17 protein-coding genes are annotated in these 19,397 nt (G+C 60.5%); 11 read left to right on the plus strand and 6 right to left on the minus strand.

Annotation, left to right across the window (positions count from 1 at the left end):
* Positions 1 to 5: 5 nt before the first annotated feature.
* Entirely contained in the window at positions 6 to 1,139 is a 1,134-nt protein-coding gene (locus E6W33_RS22680; protein WP_136419648.1) for a cytochrome P450, read from the plus strand.
* Here the strand turns inward: E6W33_RS22680 and E6W33_RS22685 are convergent.
* Both E6W33_RS22685 and lon read right to left on the minus strand, forming a co-directional pair.
* Positions 1,127 to 1,480: a hypothetical protein gene (locus E6W33_RS22685; protein ID WP_136419649.1), complete on the minus strand. Its 354-nt coding sequence runs from the start codon at positions 1,478 to 1,480 to the stop codon at positions 1,127 to 1,129. The genes E6W33_RS22680 and E6W33_RS22685 overlap by 13 nt on opposite strands.
* Complete coding sequence (gene lon / locus E6W33_RS22690) at positions 1,477 to 3,828, minus strand: endopeptidase La (RefSeq protein WP_136419744.1); 2,352 nt, start codon at positions 3,826 to 3,828, stop codon at positions 1,477 to 1,479. Before lon ends, E6W33_RS22685 begins: the two co-directional genes overlap by 4 nt.
* A gap of 308 nt (positions 3,829 to 4,136) precedes the next feature.
* Between lon and E6W33_RS22695 the strand changes: the two genes are divergently transcribed.
* On the plus strand, positions 4,137 to 4,739 hold the full coding sequence (locus E6W33_RS22695; RefSeq protein ID WP_136419650.1) for a type 1 glutamine amidotransferase domain-containing protein: 603 nt from the start codon (positions 4,137 to 4,139) through the stop codon (positions 4,737 to 4,739).
* Between the two features lie 99 nt (positions 4,740 to 4,838).
* Here the strand turns inward: E6W33_RS22695 and E6W33_RS22700 are convergent, their stop codons facing one another.
* From E6W33_RS22700 to E6W33_RS22710, 3 genes are all read right to left on the minus strand, one after another.
* The gene (locus E6W33_RS22700; protein ID WP_136419651.1) at positions 4,839 to 5,042 is read right to left on the minus strand and encodes a dodecin family protein; all 204 of its coding nucleotides are present in this window, start codon (positions 5,040 to 5,042) and stop codon (positions 4,839 to 4,841) included.
* A 137-nt stretch (positions 5,043 to 5,179) separates the two neighbouring features.
* Positions 5,180 to 5,923 (minus strand): MgtC/SapB family protein, encoded by a 744-nt coding sequence (locus E6W33_RS22705; RefSeq protein WP_136419745.1) that lies wholly within the window; start codon positions 5,921 to 5,923, stop codon positions 5,180 to 5,182.
* Between the two features lie 67 nt (positions 5,924 to 5,990).
* Positions 5,991 to 6,677: a Crp/Fnr family transcriptional regulator gene (locus tag E6W33_RS22710; protein ID WP_136419652.1), complete on the minus strand. Its 687-nt coding sequence runs from the start codon at positions 6,675 to 6,677 to the stop codon at positions 5,991 to 5,993.
* Positions 6,678 to 6,897: 220 nt separating this feature from the next.
* Between E6W33_RS22710 and E6W33_RS22715 the strand changes: the two genes are divergently transcribed.
* The 8 genes from E6W33_RS22715 to E6W33_RS22750 all read left to right on the plus strand — a co-directional run bounded on the left by E6W33_RS22715 (position 6,898) and on the right by E6W33_RS22750 (position 16,170).
* A complete protein-coding gene (locus E6W33_RS22715) occupies positions 6,898 to 8,853 on the plus strand; it encodes an AMP-binding protein (RefSeq protein WP_136419653.1) in 1,956 nt (651 codons plus the stop codon).
* 2 nt (positions 8,854 to 8,855) lie between these two features.
* A complete protein-coding gene (locus tag E6W33_RS22720; protein ID WP_136419654.1) occupies positions 8,856 to 9,644 on the plus strand; it encodes an ABC transporter ATP-binding protein in 789 nt (262 codons plus the stop codon).
* A gap of 152 nt (positions 9,645 to 9,796) precedes the next feature.
* Positions 9,797 to 10,699, plus strand: coding sequence for a branched-chain amino acid ABC transporter permease (locus E6W33_RS22725; protein WP_136419655.1), 903 nt, complete (start codon positions 9,797 to 9,799; stop codon positions 10,697 to 10,699).
* A gap of 93 nt (positions 10,700 to 10,792) precedes the next feature.
* Complete coding sequence (locus E6W33_RS22730; RefSeq protein WP_136419656.1) at positions 10,793 to 11,851, plus strand: branched-chain amino acid ABC transporter permease; 1,059 nt, start codon at positions 10,793 to 10,795, stop codon at positions 11,849 to 11,851.
* A gap of 54 nt (positions 11,852 to 11,905) precedes the next feature.
* Positions 11,906 to 13,207, plus strand: a complete 1,302-nt coding sequence (locus E6W33_RS22735) for an ABC transporter substrate-binding protein (protein ID WP_136419657.1) — start codon at positions 11,906 to 11,908, stop codon at positions 13,205 to 13,207.
* 125 nt (positions 13,208 to 13,332) lie between these two features.
* Complete coding sequence (locus tag E6W33_RS22740) at positions 13,333 to 14,184, plus strand: ABC transporter ATP-binding protein (protein WP_136419658.1); 852 nt, start codon at positions 13,333 to 13,335, stop codon at positions 14,182 to 14,184.
* A gap of 140 nt (positions 14,185 to 14,324) precedes the next feature.
* Positions 14,325 to 15,572 carry an AMP-binding protein gene (locus E6W33_RS22745; protein ID WP_136419659.1) on the plus strand — a complete coding sequence of 416 codons (1,248 nt, stop codon included), beginning with the start codon at positions 14,325 to 14,327 and terminating at the stop codon, positions 15,570 to 15,572.
* Positions 15,573 to 15,714: 142 nt separating this feature from the next.
* Positions 15,715 to 16,170 carry a cache domain-containing protein gene (locus E6W33_RS22750; protein WP_136419660.1) on the plus strand — a complete coding sequence of 152 codons (456 nt, stop codon included), beginning with the start codon at positions 15,715 to 15,717 and terminating at the stop codon, positions 16,168 to 16,170.
* A gap of 82 nt (positions 16,171 to 16,252) precedes the next feature.
* On the opposite strand, the gene E6W33_RS22755 is transcribed toward E6W33_RS22750, so the two are convergent.
* Positions 16,253 to 16,510 (minus strand): hypothetical protein, encoded by a 258-nt coding sequence (locus tag E6W33_RS22755; protein ID WP_247869746.1) that lies wholly within the window; start codon positions 16,508 to 16,510, stop codon positions 16,253 to 16,255.
* Positions 16,511 to 16,825: 315 nt separating this feature from the next.
* Here E6W33_RS22755 and E6W33_RS22760 point away from each other — a divergent pair, with 315 nt between their 5' ends.
* Entirely contained in the window at positions 16,826 to 19,315 is a 2,490-nt protein-coding gene (locus tag E6W33_RS22760; RefSeq protein ID WP_168798728.1) for a PAS domain S-box protein, read from the plus strand.
* The last annotated feature ends 82 nt before the right edge of the window (positions 19,316 to 19,397 follow it).

Consider the following 19,397-nt stretch of genomic DNA (forward strand, 5'->3'; position numbering starts at 1 on the left):
ACAGCATGGAAAATATTCTGTTTCTGCAATCCGAGGTCGATGACCCGTATGCGCTCTATGCGCGCATGCGTGCCGACCATCCGGTCTGTCACGATGAACGCACGGGCATATGGGCCGTGTATTCGCATGCGGGATGCAAGCGCATCCTTGCGGCGAGCACTGCCCATATTCCTGCTCCAGCACCGACGACGACAGCGCTCCTGAATGCGCCGGCGGCGATGCTGGCGGCGAATCTCGCTCGCCTGGGCAATCCGCCCGAGCATGCGGCGCGCAGGGAGGCAGTGTTGCGGCTGTTTCGCATGATGCAGCCGTTGCCCGCATCCGAGCTGCTAGAGGCTCTGCTTGGCAGAACGCGCTCCGCAGAAATCGATTGGGTGGACGCGGTCTGCAAGAAGCTGCCGGCCTTGGCGGTAATGACGGCCTTCGGTTTTCCGGTGTCTGCGATCGAGCGGATACTGCCGCGGATCGCTGCGCTGACGAAGATCATGCTGCCTCATCCATCGCAACAGCAACTCGCTGAACTCAATGACGCGGCGAGCGAGGCTTTCTCTCTGGTGGAGCAGCATTTTCAGGAGACCGATGCCTTGCGTTCACTGGCCGACGACGACGCATGCAGAGCATTGTATGTATCCAACCTGATCGGTCTGCTGATCCAGAGCCATGATGCCGGGCGCGGCATTCTCGGAAACAGCTTGCTGCATGCCCTGCAGCATCCGGACATCGTGCAGGGCCGCCATTGGCAGCAAATGATTATCGAGACGCTGCGCTTTGATTCACCCATCCAGAATACACGGCGCGTCCTGACCGAAGCCATCGAGATCGACGGCATCGTCATCCCTGCCGGGCAGCCGGTGCTGGTGGTGCTGGCGGCCGCGAATCGTGATCCGTCCGTCTTCGCGCATCCCGATCAATACGACATCGCGCGCAGCAATAACGGTGAACACCTCAGCTTCGGCGCGGGAGCACATCTGTGCGCCGCGCAGCATTTCTCGGTGCGGCTTGCCGCGGATGTGCTGGCCTCGCTGTTTGCCGGTGACCGGCGCGTGCATCTGCTGCAATCGCGGATGGCCTATGAGCCGATGGTCAACGCACGCCTGCCGAAACAGTTGATGATCGCGATCGACTCTTATTCGTCGTAACGCCGCCCGCGCGAGAACGGCAGATACAACAGGCGAGCAAAGTTCGCCATCTGGTTCAGGAAATAGCCCTGCGCTTCGTTCACCATGCGGTCGTAGGCCTGGCGATCGAGCGTGCCTTCGCATTCCTCCGATTTCAGCCGTCCATCCTGGTAGCGCGTTTCCTTCATCTTCACATGCAGGTTGCCGCCTTCGGAATAGATCTCGATGGAGGAATAGCGGAAGGTGAAAAATCCGCTCGGCTGCGGCATCAGCGCCGGCAAAGGTTTTTCCCGCTGATCGGCCTCACCGCTTTTCGCGAGGGGAAAGAATGCATTGCGCACCTTGTCAAGATCTCTGCTCATGAGGCATCTCCAATAATCAGGTTTCCAATGGATTCGCGCATTGCTTCGTCTACCGTTTCCAGCCAGACGAAGCGCAATTGCTTGCGCGCCTCTTCCGGAATTTCGTCGAGTTCCTTGCGATTGCGCGCCGGCAGCAGGATGGTCTTGATACCGGCCTGCAATGCCGCCAATACTTTTTCCTTGATGCCGCCCACCGGCAGCACCAGGCCGCGCAAGCTGATTTCTCCGGTCATTGCACAGTCGTTGCGCACCGGCTTGTCACGCACCAGCGATGCCAGTGCGACATAGATCGCCACGCCGGCGCTCGGCCCGTCCTTGGGCATGGCGCCGGCGGGCACATGGACATGAATGTCATTTTTATCGAAGACATCTGCGGCGACCTGGAGTTCATCGCAATGCGCCTTCACCAGCGTCAGCGCGGCCTGCGCGCTTTCCTTCATGATTTCGCCCAACTGTCCGGTGAGAATCAGCTTTCCGCTGCCCTGCGTGCGGCTGGCTTCGATGAACAGGATGTCGCCGCCCACCGGCGTCCATGCAAGTCCGGTAGCGACGCCGGGCAGACTGGTGCGCATCGCGAGTTCGCTCTCGAACTTCAGCGGGCCGAGGATATCCGCCAGGTCGTCTGCGCCGATCTGTACATTTTCCGCGCTGCCTTCGGCAACCCGTACCGCGACATGCCGCATGAGGTTGCCGATTTCCCGCTCGAGGTTGCGCACGCCGGCTTCACGCGTGTAATCGTGGATCAGCGCATGCAAGACTTCGTCGCTCAGCACGCATTGCTGCGCGTTCAGTCCCGCGGCCTCCAGTTGCCGCGTGACCAGGTAGCGGCGCGCGATCTGCATCTTTTCTTCTTCGGTGTAGCCGGGCAGGCGAATCACTTCCATGCGATCGAGCAAGGGACCGGGGATGGCATCGAGCATGTTGGCGGTGCCGATGAAAAACACTTTCGACAGGTCAAATGGCTGGCCGAGATAATGGTCGCGGAAGCTGACGTTCTGCTCGGGGTCCAGCACTTCGAGCATCGCGGAAGATGGGTCGCCGTGCATGCCGGTACCGAGCTTGTCGATCTCATCGAGCATCAGTACGCAATTGTGTGTACCCGCCTTGCGCACCGCCTGGATGATATTGCCGGGCAAGGCACCGACATAGGTGCGGCGGTGGCCGCGGATCTCCGCTTCGTCATGCACGCCGCCAAGGCTCACGCGGACGAACTTGCGGCCCGTGGCGCGCGCAATGCTGTGGCCGAGCGAGGTCTTGCCGACGCCGGGCGGGCCGACGAAACACAGGATCGGGCTCTTGCCGTTGGGGTTGAGTTTGCGCACCGCAAGATGCTCGAGGATGCGGCGCTTGACCTTCTGCAGGCCGAAGTGGTCTTCGTCGAGGATGCGGCGCGCCTCGGCGATGTCGATGCGGTCTTCGATGGCGGCCGACCACGGCAGTTCGCTCATCCACTCGAGCCAGGTCGAGAGCATCGCGTATTCCGCCGACGCTTCGGACATGCGTTGCAGGCGCTGCAATTCCTTGCGCGTGTTCATTTCCACGTCTTCCGGCATCCGGGCGCGTGCAATGGCCTCGCTCAGCTCATCCAGTTCGTCGAGCATGCCTTCGGGCTCACCCAATTCATTCTGGATGGTCTTCAATTGCTCGCGCAGCAGGTATTCGCGCTGGCGGTCGTCGATACGCTCCTTGGTCTGTTCATTGATCTCCTGCGACAGGCGCAGGACCTCGATGCGGCGCACCAGGAAGCAGAGCACCTTGTCCAGGCGCTGGCGCAGGTCGGGGGTTTCGAGCAGGTCCTGCTTTTGCTGCAGCGGCAAGTCCATCAGGCCGGCAACGAAGTCCGCCAGCGCGGAGGCCGATTCGATGTTTTCCGCGGCGCCGGTCAACTCGCCGGAGACTTGCGGCAGCAGCTCGATGATTTCCGCCGCCCGCTCCTTCACCTGGATCATGCGCGCCTGGATTTCGGCCGAATGTTCTTCCGCATCCTGCAGCTGCTGGATGCGCGCGGCATGGAAAGGATAGCCCTCGAGGAATTCAATGACTCGAAAACGCCGCTCGCCCTGGCAGACCAGATAGTTCGCGCCGTCCTGCCCGGCGATAAAGCGCAGCACGCTCGCCATGGTGCCGGTACGATACAGCTGCTCCGGCGTCGGCGCATCCACCTCGGCATCGTGCTGCAGCACCAGGCCGACCGGAAGGTCGCGCCGCACCGCTTCGCGCGCGGCCGCAATCGAACGCTCGCGTCCGAGATTGATCGGCGCGATCATGCCGGGAAACAGCACCAGCGAACGCAGCGGAATGATGACAACCGCATCCGGCGGCAGCTTCGGCGTATCGGCGGACGGCATCGCGAGCGCTTCGAACCCTTCGGCAGGATCGCTGCCCAGGTCTATGCCGCGCGTCGGATCCTGTTCGGTGTTCATGATGCGGCAACCTTTCCTGTGCGCGCCGGCTGCGCGCCATGAATCGCCATGATGGGCGACACCTGAATTTTCACTTGGACATGACAGACAAGAAGACTGTTCCGCGAATCCATCACATTGGGATTTCTTGTACGTAGTACGGCGCTTCAGAACTAAGCCGATGCGTCCCAGTCGAACCTGACCTGCCTCGAACTGCCGCATGCGCGGTTCACGTCAACGAAAGGAAAAGCATCATGGAACAACAAGCTCTCTCGGGCATCAATGTCGCCATCCTCGTCACCGACGGCTTCGAGCAAGTCGAATTCACCGACCCGCGCCAGGCACTGGAACAGCAAGGCGCGATCACCAGTGTCATTTCAAGCAAGCACGGCAAGGTGCAAGGATTTCACCACGATACGAAGGGCGATCAGTTCGACGTCGATCTGACTTTCCAGGAGGCCGATTCGAAGGAGTTCGACGCGGTCCTGCTGCCGGGCGGCGTGATGAACGGCGACCAGATCCGCGTCATTCCCGAAGCGCAACGCTTCGTGCAGGAAATGGATGAGGACGGCAAGATGATTGCCGCCATTTGCCACGGCGGATGGCTGCTGGTATCGGCGCGTCTGGTCGAGGGCCGCACCATGACGAGCTGGCCGACGCTGCAGGACGATATTCGCAATGCCGGCGGTACCTGGGTCGACCAGGAAGTCGTGGTGGACGGCAATCTGGTTACCAGCCGCAAGCCGGGGGATATTCCGGCCTTCAATCAGAAAATGATCGAGACGATGTCGCAGCGCATGACCGAAAGCGCGCGCAGAACGCGCAGCGAGCAGGCGGGGATCGGGATCAGCGGCTGAAGTACTCGCTTGAAGTACTCGCCGATGTGGGCGAGAAGATAGACGGCGCGCGGAACTCCGTTGGGTACTGCACGGAGTTCCGTATCGCTGCATGCAGTTTCAATCGACTTCGAAGGTCACCTTGGCATTGATCCGATAATTGATGACTCGATTGTTGTCGACCTGCGCTTCGAAATTCTTGACGTAAACAGAACGTATCCCATGCACCGATTCGCTCGCCTTGACCACTGCGGCGGCAACGGCATCTTCCCAGCTGGTCGGCGATTCGGCCAGCACTTCGATCACTTTCATTACATTCGACATGGCGTTCTCCATTGGTAACGGTTAATGTTTCAAGGAAGGAAGCGCAGCACGATGGGGGCGCGACGCGCCTGATCGATGTTAGGAGGAACGGGCAGGTCCGGCCTGAGCAATATCAAGCCGACCATATTGCGGCGCCTTTAATTGCGCGCGTGGGAGAGATGGAAGGCGTCCAGTCCTTCGAACTGCGACATCTCGCGCGCGAGATCGCTGATCGGCGCGCCGCTGTTCTTGTCGAAGGCGACCGCGACAAAATGCCACTCGGTCTTGCCTTCCTTGACGGCGATCGAGATCGTGCCGCCGGCAATTTCATATCCCCGCTTCACGGCTGCTTCGCGCAAGCGGTTTTCGGATGGCGAGAATCCCTCGCGAAAACGCATTTCGATGGCGATGGCGGCGCGTGACGGCAGCCAGCTCGCCACCTTCGGCACCCAGATCATGCAGATGGCCGACAGCAACGCAAGCAGGATCGCCGACAGATAAAAGCCGACACCCACCAGCACACCAATCACCGATGCCGCCCAGATGGACGCGGCCGTGGTCAGGCCGCTGATGTTGAAGCCTTCCTTCATGATGACGCCGGCGCCGAGGAAACCGACGCCGGTGACGATGCCCTGGATGATGCGGGTCGGATCGGCGCCCAGGCCGACCATGACCTGTCCGCCGTACCAGTCGCCCGGATAGCCGGCGATGACGGTCAATGCCGCCGACGCCATGCAGACCAGTCCATACGTGCGCATGCCGGCGGCGCGGCCGCGATAGGAGCGTTCGTAGCCGACCAGCAAACCGAGCAGCAAGGCGCCGAACAGGCTCAGGAACACGATCAGGTTGGTGGCCAGCACCGGACCGGACCAGAACGCGGCAAGGGTATCGAAGGTAGGCAGATCCGCGGAAAGCTTGTCCATGTGGTGAGTCGTTGTTCCGTCAATGATGAAAAATCGCGCCTGAGGCTCATGCCTGGAAGCGCCGCAAGCCTTCCAGATCAAGGATCCGGATGCCGCCGTAGTCGACCTTGAGCAGCCCTTCCTTTTCCAGCACCTGCAGCGCCTGGTTGGCGCGCTGGCGCGACGCGCCGGATAGATAGCCGATCTCTTCCTGTGACACCTGCAGGAACATGTCGGTGCCCGGATAGAGATGATTGTTGAAGAGCGCTGCAAGGCAGCGCGCGACGCGCGTGTCGACGTCCAGCAGGCGATCGAATTCGACCATGCCGATGAACTGGCCGAGGCGTTCGTTCAACTGCATCAGCAGAAAACGGGTAAAGGGCAGGCTGGTATCGAGCAGCCACATGAACGTCTTGCTCGGCATGCGCGCGATGCGGCTGTCGCGCAGCGCGACGACATCATATTTGCGTATCTCCTGCTTGAGCAGCGTGCCCTCGCCGAACCAGCTGCCGGTCGCAATGCCGGTAAAGGTGACGGACTTCCCTTCGGGAGAAAGCGTGTTGATCTTCGCGAGGCCGTCGATGATGCCGAACCAGGCGTCGACCATTTCGCCCTTGCGGCAAATGTAGCCTCCCTTCGGCACGAATTGCTCGACCGTGTCGGCTTCGACGCGTTCCAGTTGAGCCGGAGTCAGGTCTTTTGCCCAGATAGTCTGGCGCAGCAAGTCCTTGAGGGAAACTTTCTCTGAATTCATTGTGCGTCGCACCAACGATAGTTTGGAAATAACAGGTGATTGTCAGTCAAATGACAGCGCACAAAAATTGAACTGTCTAGTATCCTGATTACAAAAATTACGGAGACATTGTAAGCCCAGATGATTGCCGCGGATATACCCGAGGCAACGCTTGGCTTCGCCCACGCAGGCGCTCCAGTCCATCCACGACGGTTAGAACCTGTTATAAGAGAGTGGGACGATGGCAGACACGATAAAGTCGGGCGAACGGACGTTCCCCCGCATGCTTCTGCAGCACGCGCAAACCAAGCCGAACAAGCCGGCCTTTCGCGAAAAGGATCTCGGCATCTGGCAAACCTGGAGCTGGGCACAAGTCGCGGATGAAGTGCGCGCCCTGGCCTGCGGCCTCGCGGCCATGGGCTTCAAGCGCGGCATGAGCCTCGCGATCATCGGCGACAACCGTCCGCGCCTGTATTGGGCGATGGCTGCCGCGCAATGCCTCGGCGGTGTTGCCGTGCCGCTGTATCAGGATGCGCCGGCGACCGACATGGCCTATGTGCTGAACGACGCGGAAATCGATTTCGCGGTGGTCGAGGATCAGGAACAGGTCGACAAACTGTTCGAGATCAAGCAAAACCTTGATCGAATCTCGCACATCATTTACGACGATCCGCGCGGCATGCGCCATTACCATCAGCCGGAACTCGCATCGCTTGACAAGGTGCAGCAGCTCGGCCGCGATTTCGACAAGGCCTATCCGGATTTCTTCATGAACGCGGTCAATGCAGGCCGCGGTGACGACACCGCGGTGATGCTGTACACCTCCGGCACCACCGGCAAGCCCAAGGGCGTGTGCCAGACGCACGCGTCCTTCATCGCCGCCGCGGAAGGCGGTGTCGGCTTCGACAAGCTGACCTCGGACGACGACATCCTGTCCTACCTGCCGATGGCCTGGGTGGGCGACCACCTGTTCTCGTTCGCGCAGGCGCTGGTCGCAGGCTTCACCGTGAACTGCCCCGAATCCGGCGACACGGTGATGACCGACTTGCGCGAGATCGGGCCGACCTATTACTTCGCACCGCCGCGCGTATTCGAAAACATGCTGACCACCGTGATGATCCGCATGGAAGACGCGAGCGCGATCAAGCGCAAGATGTTCCATCACTATATGGACGTCGCGCGCCGCGTCGGCTCCGACATTCTCGACGGCAAACCGGTCGGCTTCATGGACCGCATCAGTTATGCGCTCGGCAACATGTTCGTGTACGGCCCCTTGAAGAATGTGCTCGGCCTGTCGCGCGTGCGCGTGGCCTACACCGCGGGTGCGGCGATCGGTCCCGACCTGTTCCGCTTCTATCGTTCGATCGGCGTGAACCTGAAACAGTTGTACGGTGCGACCGAGACCTGCGCCTACGTCTGCCTGCAACCCGACGGCAACATCAAGTTCGACAGCGTCGGCCTGCCGGCGCCGGGCGTGGAAGTGAAACTGGCCGACAACGGCGAGGTGCTGGTGAAGTCCGCCGCGATGCTCAAGGAATACTACAAGCGTCCGGATGCGACCGCCGAAGTCATCGACAGCGACGGCTATTTCCATACCGGCGATGCCGGCATCTTCGACGAGCAGGGCCACCTGAAGATCATCGACCGTGCCGCCGATGTGGGCAAGATGAACACCGGCGACATCTTCGCGCCGAACTACATCGAGAACAAGCTGAAGTTCTTCCCCTTCATCAAGGAAGCGGTCGCCTTCGGCAATCAGCGCGACATGGTGTGCGCCTTCATCAACATCGACATGGAAGCGGTCGGCAACTGGGCCGAGCGGCGCGGCATTCCGTACTCGGGCTACACCGATCTGGCCGGCAAGCGCGAAACCTACGAGCTGATCGCGGAATGCGTCGAGAAGGTCAATGCCGACCTGTCCAGCGAAGCCCTGATGTCCGGCACCCAGATCCATCGCTTCCTGGTGCTGCACAAGGAACTCGACCCGGACGACGACGAGCTGACCCGCACCCGCAAGGTGCGCCGCCGCTTCATCGCCGAGAAATACAAGGTGCTGATCGACGCGCTCTATTCAGGAAAGCTTTCGCAATACATCGAGACCCAGGTGAAGTTCGAGGACGGCCGCCAGGGCGTGGTCTCCGCCGACCTGCGCATCGTCGATGTGAAGACATTTGGTGAACTGAAGAAAGCCGCCTGACAATGAATGAAAACCGAAAAATCGGCGACGTGATTCTGGACCTGCAGAACATCTCGCTATCGTTTGGCGGCGTCAAGGCGCTGACCGATATTTCCTTCGATGTGCGCGAACACGAGATCCGCGCCATCATCGGCCCCAACGGCGCCGGCAAGAGCTCCATGCTCAACGTGATCAACGGCGTGTACCACCCGCAGCAGGGCGAGATCGTGTATCGCGGCAAGCACCGCAAGGACATGAACACCTACAGGGCGGCCAAGAGCGGCATCGCACGGACCTTCCAGAACATCGCGCTGTTCAAGGGCATGTCGGTGCTCGACAACATCATGACCGGCCGTAACCTGAAGATGCAGACCAACTTCCTGCTGCAGGCGATCTACTGGGGTCCGGCGCAGAAGGAAGAACTGGCGCACCGCAAGAAGGTGGAAGAGATCATCGACTTCCTCGAGATCCAGCACATCCGCAAGACACCCGTCAGCCGCCTGCCGTATGGCTTGCAGAAGCGCGTCGAGCTCGGGCGCGCACTGGCGGCGGAGCCGGAAATCCTGCTGCTGGACGAACCGATGGCCGGCATGAACGTGGAAGAGAAGCAGGACATGTGCCGCTTCATCCTCGACGTGAACGACCAGTTCGGCACCACCATCGTGCTGATCGAGCATGACATGGGCGTGGTGATGGACATCTCCGACCGCGTGGTGGTGCTCGATTACGGCAAGAAGATCGGTGACGGCACGCCGGACGAGGTGCGCAGCAACCAGGATGTGATCAATGCTTATTTGGGAGTAGCGCATTAAGGAATGGGCGTCTTTCTCCTCGCAAGGGAGCAAGACCGGGATGGGGGCAGAGCGGTTGCGCCGCTTGCAACGATGCTTCAACCACTCTGCCTCCGCCCTCGCCCTCCCCGCTCCGGAGAGGGCATCCGCAACGCGCTGAACAGGGACAAACCATGGATTTAAGTTTCTTCTTCGAAGTACTGATCGGCGGCCTGCTGGCCGGCGTGATGTACGCACTGGTCGCACTGGGCTTCGTGCTGATCTACAAGGCTTCCGGCGTCTTCAACTTCGCACAGGGCGCGATGGTGTTTTTTGCGGCGCTGACCTGCGTCGGCATCTCGGACAAGCTCGGCGTTTCGCTCTGGATCGCGATTCCGCTGACGATGGTGGCGATGGTGATTCTCGGCCTGGTCACCGAGCGGGTTGTGCTGCGCCCGCTGGTCAACCAGCATGAAATCACGCTGTTCATGGCGACCATCGGCCTGACCTTCTTCGTCGAAGGACTCGCGCAACTGCTCTGGGGTTCGCAGGTGCGGCGGCTGGAAATCGGCATCGAGGACGTGCCTATCCAGTACCTGCTCGACAACTTCAATATTTCGATCTCGCAGTTCGACGTCATTGCCGCCGGCATCTGCGCGGTGCTGGTGATCGGCCTGGCGCTGTTCTTCTCGAAAACGAAAATCGGCCGTGCCTTGCGTGCCGTCGCGGACGACCATCAGGCCGCACTCGCCGTCGGCATTCCGCTGCAGCAGATCTGGGGCATCGTATGGGCGGTGGCCGGTTTCGTCGCGCTGGTCGCCGGCCTGCTGTGGGGTGCGCGCAATGGCGTGCAGTTCGCACTGACCTTCGTTGCGCTGAAAGCCTTGCCGGTGCTGATCCTTGGCGGCTTCACCTCGGTGCCGGGCGCGATCCTCGGCGGACTGATCATAGGCGCTTCCGAGAAACTGGCCGAAGTGTATATCGGCCCGATGGTCGGCGGCGGCATCGAAGGATGGTTCCCGTATGTGCTGGCGCTGCTGTTCCTGCTGGTGCGGCCGGAGGGATTGTTCGGCGAGAAGATCATCCGAAGGATCTAGAAAAGGTTACTACATGCGTGTTCCTTCCCCCTTGCAGGGGGAAGGAACCAGTAGGCGAATCACAAACAGAATTAACCGAATCAGGAATACAACATGTTCTACCGTGAAGCAGGTCAATTCAAAGCGACTTACCAGGCCGACAGCCAGATCTTCCCGATCCGGCAGGACCGCATCGGCATTGCCCTGTTGCTGGCGATCGCCTTCGTGGCGGTGCCCTTTCTCGCATCGCCCTATATTTTCTCGGCGATCCTGATTCCGTTCCTGATCTTCTCCCTGGCCGCGCTGGGGCTGAATATCCTGACCGGTTATGCGGGCCAGCTGTCGCTCGGAACAGCGGCCTTCATGGCGGTCGGCGCCTTCGCATCGTATAACTTCATCCTGCGCATTCCCGGCATTCCGGTGCTGCTGGCCTTCATCCTCGGCGGCATCTGCGCGGCGCTGGTCGGCGTCGCATTCGGCCTGCCCTCCCTGCGCATCCGCGGTTTCTATCTTGCCGCCGCGACGCTGGCGACGCAATTCTTCGTGGTGTGGTGCCTGACCAAGATCTCCTGGTTCACCAACAACAGCTCGTCGGGCGTGATCACCGCACAGCCGATCACCATCTTCGGTTACCACTTCGACAGTCCGGCCAGCAAGTATCTGCTGACGCTGTCCATCGTGTGCGTGATGGCGCTGATGGTGAAGAACATGGTGCGCACCAATGTCGGGCGCTCGTGGATGGCGGTGCGCGACATGGACGTGGCGGCCGAAGTGATCGGCTTCCGCCTGATGCGCACCAAGCTGCTCGCGTTTGCGGTGAGTTCCTTCTACTGCGGCGTGGCCGGCGCGCTATATGCGTTCGCCTACCTCGGCACGGTGGAGCCGGAAGCCTACAGCCTGGATCTGTCCTTCCGCATCCTGTTCATGATCATCATCGGCGGCGTCGGTTCCATCATCGGCGCCTTCTTCGGTTCGGCCTTCATCGTGCTGCTCCCCATCCTGCTCAACATCGTTGCGCATGGACTGGAGCTGCCGACCTCGGTCGCATCGAACCTGGAATTGATGGTATTCGGCGCGCTGATCATTTTCTTCCTGATCGTCGAGCCGCATGGTCTGGCGCGCTTGTGGCAGATCGCAAAGGAAAAGCTGCGCTTGTGGCCGTTCCCGCATTAATCGGTACGTTGGTTTAACAGTCGTCATTGCTGTCTTATAACAAGGAGGAGCACCATGAAGTTGATCAAGTCAGTCCTGCTCGGCGCCGCACTCGCCGGCACAGTCAGCGTCGCTGCAGCACAGGAACAGTACATTCCGATTCTGTCGTATCGCGTCGGCCCCTATGCAGCAGGCGGCTCCGGTTTCTACGGCGGCGCCATCGACTACTTCAACCTGATCAACGCGACCGGCGGTATCAACGGCGTCAAAATCAGCTGGGAAGAATGCGAAACCGAATACAACGCCTCGCGCGGCGTCGAGTGCTATGAGCGCCTGAAGTCGAAGAACGGCGGCGCTTCGCTGGTCGAACCGCTATCGACCGGCATTGCCTACGGCATCCTGGACCGCGTCGCTTCCGACAAGATCCCGCTCACGACGCTCGGCTACGGCCGTTCCGACGCCGCCAACGGCAAGGTCTTCCCCTACGTCTTCCCGCTGATCACCAGCTACTGGAACCAGGCGGCTGCGATGGTTGCCTATCTGGGCAGCCTCAACGGCGGCGTGGAAAAACTCAAGGGCAAGAAGATCGTCGACCTGTACCACGACTCGGCATTCGGCAAGGAGCCGTTCCCGGTTCTCGATGCGCAGGCAGCGAAGTATGGCTTCGAGCTGATCAAGATTCCGGTCGCACATCCGGGCAACGAACAGCAGTCGCAATGGCTGCAGATCCGCCAGGCCAAGCCGGATTACGTGATCCTGTGGGGCTGGGGCGTGATGAACGCGGTGGCGATCAAGACCGCGCAGCGTAACGGCTTCCCGCGCGAGAAGATCCTCGGCGTGTGGTGGGCAGGTTCGGAAGAGGACGTGATCCCGGCCGGCGATGCCGCCAAGGGTTACACCACGATGACCTTCAACACGCCGGGCAACTATCCGGTGCTCGACGACATCCGCAAGAAAGTCTATGACGCCGGCAAGGGCAACCTCGACGACAAGAGCCGCCTCGGCTCCGTGTACCACATGCGCGGTGTGACAGCCTCCATCCTGTGGGTCGAAGCGATCCGCAAGGCGCAGGAAAAGTACGGCAAGGGCAAGGTGATGACCGCTCAGCAGATCCGCTGGGGCTTTGAAAACCTGAACATCGACGAGGCCCGCCAGAAGCAGCTCGGCGCGCTCGGCATGTTCCCGCCGGTGAAGACCTCCTGCGACGACCACGAAGGGTCGGGCGCGGTCAAGGTGCAGCAATGGAACGGCAGCAAGTGGGTGCCGATCTCCAAGACCTGGGTGACCGGCGACAAGGCGCTCACGCGCAAACTGGTTGACGAATCGTCTGCCAAGTACGCCGCCGAGAAGAACATCACTCCGGCCTGCGCAAGCTGAGTATCTGAGTATCGAGAATGGGCCACTCCTGCGGGAGTGGCCTCGCGCGAAGGCTTCCCCGCAGGTCCGGAGCCTTTGCGCGAGACACCTCCATTCCGTTTGAAACCGATTCAAGAAGAGACATCATGACAACGCAAATCGGAACGCCGGCCGCCAATGGCCAGTCCACGGCCGGGCGCCCTTATCTGTCCGTCAACAACATCGAGGTCATCTACGACCACGTGATCCTGGTATTGAAAGGCGTTTCGCTGCAAGTCCCGCAAGGGAAGATCGTTGCGCTGCTGGGCGCCAACGGCGCCGGAAAATCCACCACCATGAAATCGATCTCGACGCTCTTACGTGGCGAGCGCGGCGACGTGACCAAGGGCAGCGTCGAGTTCAAGGGCGAACGCGTGGATCAGCTCACGCCGAACGAACTGGTCAAGCGCGGCCTGTCGCAGGTGATGGAAGGCCGCCACTGCTTCGGCCACCTGACGATCGAGGAAAACCTGCTGACCGGCGCCTACACGCGCAGGATCTCGCGCACCGAACTGAAGGATTCGCTGGAAATGGTTTATCACTATTTCCCGCGCCTCAAGCAGCGCCGCATGTCGCAGGCCGGCTATACCTCGGGTGGCGAACAGCAGATGTGCGCCATCGGCCGCTCGCTCATGGCCAAGCCCTCGATGATCCTGCTGGATGAACCGTCGATGGGTCTCGCGCCGCAGATCGTGGAAGAGATCTTCGAGATCGTGAAAGATCTCAACAGCAAGGAAGGCGTGTCCTTCCTGGTGGCCGAGCAGAACACCATGGTGGCGCTGCGCTACGCCGACTTCGGCTACATCCTGGAGAACGGCCGCGTCGTGATGGAAGGCGACGCCAAGGATCTGGCCTCCAATGAAGACGTGAAGGAATTCTATCTCGGCGTGTCGGGCGCGGGCCGCAAGAGCTTCCGCGACATGAAGTTCTACCGTCGCCGCAAGCGATGGCTGGCCTGACGGACTGATGCAAATCCGGGCGCATTTCATGCGCCGGAACCCGCAGGATTCGCGCAAACGCTTGCGCGAAGCGCCCTCCCTACAACAACAAGCAGACCACGTGCGAAAGAATTTGCACATCAGATACCGATAGGCTCGCCATGACTGACATCATCGATCCCCTGGAAACCCGCGATCCCGAGCGACGTGAACGCGAGCTCATGGCTCGTCTTCCGCAACTGGTCAAACGCGCGCAGGGCGCGCCGGGATGGGCGCACATCCTGCAGGGCGTGAACGCGTCGGATATCCATTCGCGCGCGGCACTGGCACAATTGCCGGTCACGCGCAAATCGGACCTGAAGGATCTGCAGGCGAAAGATGCGCCCTTCGGCGGGCTGACCACAACGCCGGCGCGACAGTTGCGCCATCTGTTCATGTCGCCCGGCCCCATCTTCGATCCCGAAGGTCATGACAAGGACTGGTGGCGTTTCGCCCGTCCGATGGCCGCGCTCGGCCTGCGCGCAGGACATGTCGTGCAAAACTGCTTTTCCTATCACTTCACGCCGGCCGCTTTCATGACCGAAGGCGGCGCCGCGAAGCTTGGCTGCCCAGTGATCCCGGCCGGCACCGGGCAGACCGAAATGCAGGTGCAGGCAATGGTGGAGCTCAAGCCGGATGCCTATGTCGGCACGCCCTCCTTCCTCAAGATCATCATCGAGAAGGCGCAAGAAATGGGTGCCGACATCAGCAGCGTCACGCGTGCGCTGGTCGGCGCGGAAGCATTGCCGCCCTCATTGCGCAAGTGGCTGCAGGACAATGGCGTGCAACATGTGCTGCAGATGTACGGCTCCGCCGACATCGGCAACATTGCGTACGAAACGCAGACCGACGGCGAAGTGAATCCGGGCATGATCCTCGACGAAGACCTGATTCTCGAAATCGTTCGACCAGGAACGGGCGACCCGGTGCCGGAAGGCGAAGTGGGCGAAGTGGTCATCACCTCGTTCAACCCCGATTATCCCTTGATCCGTTTCGGCACCGGCGACATGTCGGCAGTCATGCCGGGCGTCTCGCGCTGCGGCCGCACCAACACCCGCATCAAGGGCTGGATGGGACGCGCCGACCAGACGACCAAGGTGCGCGCGATGTTCGTGCACCCCTCTCAGGTGGCGGAAGTCGCGAAGCGTCATCCGCAAATTCGCAAGGCGCGCCTGGTCGTGACCGGCGAGATGGCGAACGACATCATGACGCTGCATTGTGAAGTGGACGATCCTGCTTCAGTGGCAGTGGCGTCCATCGTCGACACCATCCGCGAAGTCACCAAGCTGCGCGGCGAAGTGCAACTGGCTGCGCGCGGTTCGCTCCCCAATGACGGCAAGGTTATCGAGGACGCGCGCAAGTACGAATGATGCGCGCGCCATGTGATCATTCTTCCGTCATCGGAAAATCGACAGAGGGTGAAGGAAAAGCAGCGGCAGGCACGGTAAAAATTCTTACAGGAAATGGTTTGCTGCCTATAATGAAAAACCATTTTTATAAAGAGGTTGTCGTATGAACAAATTACTTGCCGTCCTTGCTTTCGGACTGGCCGCGTTCGGTTTCATCCAGTCGTCGGTCGCAGCGGAAAAGGGAACCAAGGAAGAAGCTGTTGCACTTGTACAAAAAGCGGTCGCTTACATCAAGGCCAATGGCAAGGAAAAAGCCTATGCCGAATTCACCAACGGCACGCAGTTCAAGGATCGTGACCTCTACATCTTCGTCATCAAGTTCGATGGCATGGCGGTGGCGCACGGCGCCAATCCCAAGCTTGTCGACAAGAACATGTCCGAACTGAAAGACGGCGACGGCAAGCTCTTCGTCAAGGAATTCATTGACGTCGCCAAGGCCAAGGGCAAGGGCTGGGTCGACTACAAATGGCCGAACCCGGTGACCAAGGTCATCGAGCCGAAGTCCAGCTATGTCGAACGGGTCGACGACACGGTCGTCGCCTGCGGCATCTATAAGTAAGGCATGACCCAAGGCATGGACGCTCGTCCATGCCTGTCGATGCCTTGCCCGTCATCAGGACGGATCGATTCCGCCTCTCAGGTCAGAAGGCCTTCTTGACCACCTTGTCCAGTGATTTCCCAGGGCGAGAATTCACCACCTCGTCCACCCCACCCGTTTCGCGCAGGTCCGTGTCCACCTGCCCGTTCTGCAGATCAAGATAAGCCTGCTTCATATCATCCCGCACCACGCTTTCCTGGCTGTCATCGGATTCGTCGCGTTCATGCGGCAGGCGTGGTGTCGGTTCCTGTTTGACGGGCCGTTTGGTCTTGACCTGATGCTGCTTCAATGCGGTTTTCATGGCCTTCCCCCAAGTAATGGCGTGCAATAGAGCTTCGAGCGTGCCCCTCCACAAAGATTCCCCGCAGGCTCGCGGATAAGTTTCTGCACGGAGAGGCAACATTGCCGCCGGCCTATTCCATTTCGCCACTCTGCATCCGATCAGCAGCAAGTGCGGGAATCATGCCCGCGCACCTGAGTCCAATCAACTGGCGATGTGCGCTGGGACATGTTTCGGCCAAAGAAGAGCGCTCTACTGGCAGTGCCCGCATCGACGCTCCCCCCGCAAACGACCACGTCGGTTACTGCATTCCCGAAACTCGGGATGGTGAAAGTGATGCAAGACTTTTCAGGCGGCAAAAACGATACGGAGGAACGCGCACTGTTGCGCTCCATGTTGTCCACGATGCTGGATTCCGTCATCGTGATCAATGAACGTGGCATCGTGGAAACGATGAATCCGGCCGCGGAGAAAATGTTTGGCCTTGATGTTGGCGAAATGGTGGGCCGCAATATCAGCGAATTGATGCCGTCACCGCACCGCGAAAACCACAACGAATATCTCGCGCGCTATCTGCGCACCGGCGAAGCGCGCATCATCGGCAAGAATCGGGAGATGATGGCGCTGCGCAAGGACGGCACGGTGTTTCCGATCGAGCTGGCGGTCAGCGAAATGATGATCGGCGGCCAACGCAAGTTCACGGGCGTGATTCGCGACATTACCGAACGCAAGCGCAGCGAGGAAGCGCAGGCGGATCTGGACCAGCGCTTTCGTGCCGTCTATGAAAACGCTGCAATCGGCATTGCCGTGCTCTCGCCTGAAAAGCAATTCCTTTATGTCAATCGCAAACTCACCCAGATCGTCGGCTATTCGCAGGAGGAAATGCTGGGCCGATCCACCGATGAGTTCGCGTATCCGGACGACATCGTGATGGGCGAAGAGCAGCGCCGTCGCTTGCTGGCGGGCGAAGAAGACAGCGTCCAGGTCGAGAGGCGCTTCCGGCGCAAGGACGGTACAACGATCTGGGTGGACGCCAACGTATCCTGCGTGCGCAAGACGAACGGCGATCCGGCCTACATGATCGCAGTCATCGAAGATGTGAGCATGCGCAAGTCCGCCGAAGAAGCGCTGCAGAAGAGCAAGCAGGACCTGGACGTGGCGCTCGAAGGCGCGAATGTCCATTTATGGCATCTCGACTGCGCCGCACGCGTGGTGCATTACCTCGACAAGTTGCCAGAGGCGCTTGGCCTCACTCAGCAGGATGCGCGTCCCGAACTGGACTTCTGGCTGGCGCTGCTTCATCCGGAAGACCGCGAGCATATCCTGCATTGCCTGGCCGAGGTCGGCCATGCGCCGCCAGGCCCGATGGACAAGGAGCTTCGCGTGCACTGCATGGATGGCAGCTGGAAGTGGATGTTCGTGCGGGCGCAAGTGGTGGAGCGCGACGACAAGGGCATGCCGTTGCGCGTGGCCGGCACCTGCCTCGACATCACCGAGCGCAAGCTGGCGGAAGAAAAGATGCTGCTGCTTGCGCAGCATGATGCTTTGACCGCTTTGCCGAACCGGGCGCTGACCAGGGAACTGGGCGAGCGCGTGCTGGCATCAGCGCGGCGCGACGGCCTGCGCAGCGCAGTGTTGTTCGTCGATCTCGACCGCTTCAAGCCGATCAACGACACCTATGGCCATGATGCCGGCGACGCTGTGTTGCGGGAAGTGGCGGCACGCCTGTCGCACTGCATTCGCGCGGAGGATGTGGTTGGCCGGATCGGCGGCGACGAATTCATGATCGTGCTGGCCGATGTCGACGGCGCACGGGGCGCAGCGCATGTGGCGGCGCAATGCATCGCGTTGCTCCGCCAGCCCTGTCTGCACGGAGAACTCTCCTTGCAGATATCGTCGAGCATCGGCATCAGCCTGTTTCCGGCTGACGGCAACGATATCGACACGCTGATCAAGAATGCCGATACTGCGATGTACCACGCGAAGGAAATGGGACGTGACAATTACCAGTTCTTCACCGGCGAACTGAACCGGCGCGCGGCCAGTGCATTGAGCCTGGAAAGCCGCATGCGCAGCGGGCTTCAGAAGCATCAGTTCAGACTGTATTACCAGCCAGTCGTCGAAATCGATTCGGGCGCGGTGATTTGCGCGGAAGCGCTGCTGCGCTGGCCCGATTCGGGTGTTGCGCCCGACCAGTTCATTCCGGTGGCGGAATGCACCGGACTCATCAACCAGCTGGGCGAGTGGGCGCTCAACGAGGCATGCCGCCAGCAGGGCGCGTGGCAGGCAAGAGGTGTCGGCGATATCCCCGTGTCGGTCAACATATCGACTGCGCAGTTCAGGCAGCCGGGATTCCGCTGCATGGTGGAGCGCGCGATGAAGGAGAGCGGCATCGCGCCTTACCGGCTGCGGCTCGAGATCGGGGAGAACGTGCTGCTCCAGAATTTTTCCTCGGTCGTGAACACGCTGCGCGCGCTCAGGCAGCTCGGCCTGCATGTGGTGCTCGATGATTTCGGCAAGGGATACTCGAGCTTGTCTTATCTGAAACAACTGCCGGTCGACGCCATCAAGATCGACAAGGACTTCGTTCACAATCTCAACAACGACCGCGGCAACATGGCAATCGCCGCGGCCATCATCCATATCGGCAAGGAGCTGGGGCTGCAGGTGATCGCCGAGGGCATCGAGACGGATGCGATCATGCAATCGCTGCATGCGCGCCACTGCGAAGCGATGCAGGGATTCTATGTCTGCGAGCCGCTCGCCAACGCCGAATTCGAGGACTGGTACCGCAGTCATGCCGGCGTGGCAATGACCCAGGGTTGAATGTTCTGCAACTGTTGCTGCACACGATACTCCTGTAGGATGGCACCCGTGCGGCGCATCGGCCGCGAGAATCATTCAACAC

Source organism: Herbaspirillum sp. ST 5-3 (assembly GCF_004804275.1).
Taxonomy (GTDB): Bacteria; Pseudomonadota; Gammaproteobacteria; order Burkholderiales; family Burkholderiaceae_D; genus Noviherbaspirillum.